A 1,779-nucleotide genomic window follows, 5' to 3' on the forward strand; every position below is an offset into this window, starting at 1 on the left:
ATTCGCTTTCATGGTGTCGTATGTAACGGTTGCGTCGCTTCCTTTAACTTCTTCTACTGTGTAATTATGAACGCCTTCTTGACCCTTCTTGAATGTAAGAGCTGAGAACTTAACGTTTCCTGCCGCATCGTTGCTTACTGTTTCAACAACTTTACCTGTTGAATCTTTAAGAACGAAGCTGAATTCGTTAGCTTTCAACTCACGGCCTTCCAATTTCTTAGTGAAGTTGAATTCAACTGAGATTGGTACGCTGTTTACACGTTTTTGAGTTGGTTTTTCCGGTTTTTCAACAGATTTATTTACTGGATTATAAACATGAACAATTTGGTTGGCTTTATTTTCGATGTCCACTCCACCTGCAACGTCAGCTTTAACTGTCGCTGGAATATCGAATTTATAGTAGCGACCAAATGCAAATTTAGTTGTATCGATAACTTGTGTATTATCCGCATCACCCAATGATTTGTTTACAGAAGTCTTAGATGTTGCTGTAATGACACCATTTTCAACCTTGATGTCAAACTTATCAGTTACGTCATCTCCACTTTCACTGTCATAAGCTTTAATATCAGCAGCATTAACAGTTAATTTTTCTGCATCATAGGTATCAGAGATTCCAACAGATTGGATGTTATTTTTATCAGTGAAGTTTTTCGTATCCAACCATACTTGGTAAACTAGTTTATCACCACGTTCAACAGTCTTGGTATTGATGTTTTCTGCTTCGTTGTTTGAAGTTCCATCTGCGTATGGGTTAGCATTTGTAGCAGTGTACTCATCAGCCAATTCATCATCATCGTCTACAAGTTTTGTTCCTGTAATGTCAAATTTCTCTTTATTAAGAACAAATTTTTCAGGTTGGAATTCAGGTGTTTCAGGAGGAGTGATCTTGTTATTAAATTCTTTATCATCAGTTCCTTCAGTTGATGTTCCATCAGCATTGACACCGCCAGTTGATGTTACGTTTGTTACAGTAGTCAAGGTGTGACCATTCTTAGCAACTTCAACTGTGACTGTTGCTTTCATATTATCATAAGTCATACCAAGCTCTTTAGTAGATGGGATAACTTCTTCTACTGTATAAGTATGAGTTCCAACTTTAGTATTATCAAATGATAATTCAGAGAATGTTACAGTTCCGTCAGCTTTATTTGTTACTGTTTCAAGAGTTTGACCAGTTGAATCTTTAAGAACAAAGCTAAATTCGCCCTCTTTAAGTTCACGACCTGCTAATTTCTTAGTAAAGTCAAATCTTGCAACGACTGGAGCCACATGATAGTTGTTGAACTCTGTATCTGCAGGCATTTTAACATTAGCAGTCAAGATACCAGATGCAGCGTCTTTCGTTACATTAACTGTTACGACTGCATTCATTGAATCGTAGTCAATATTTGTATCTGTTCCAGCTACTTCACGTACAGTGTAAGTGTGTTCACCTACAGCGTTGTATTCAATCGCATCAAATGTGATAGTTCCATCAGCCGCATTTTTCTTAGTTTGGATGACTTTGCCATTTTCAAGCAATTCGAATGTGAAGGCATTTGCTTCAAGAGTCTTACCTTCCAAACGTTTAGTAAACTTGAATTGAGCTTGTGTTGCAGCAGGTGTGAAGGTATTGTTGAACTCTCTATCTGCAGGAAGTGTGTTTGTTGCTTTAAGAACGTGACCTTCTTTAGTAACAGTGATGGTTACTTCAGCCTTCATCGTATCATATTGCATTCCTGCTTCAGAACCTTGAACTTCTTCTACAGTATACTTGTGAGTACCAACTTGTGTATT

At 37.4% G+C, this 1,779-nt stretch carries 1 protein-coding gene; it reads right to left on the reverse strand.

Annotated features, from left to right (window positions below):
• The coding region (locus ADH81_RS01045; RefSeq protein ID WP_049525873.1) for a Spy0128 family protein at positions 1-1,779 on the reverse strand (1,779 nt) is incomplete at both ends.

The organism is Streptococcus pseudopneumoniae, assembly GCF_001072925.1.
GTDB lineage: Bacteria > Bacillota > Bacilli > Lactobacillales > Streptococcaceae > Streptococcus > Streptococcus pseudopneumoniae_Q.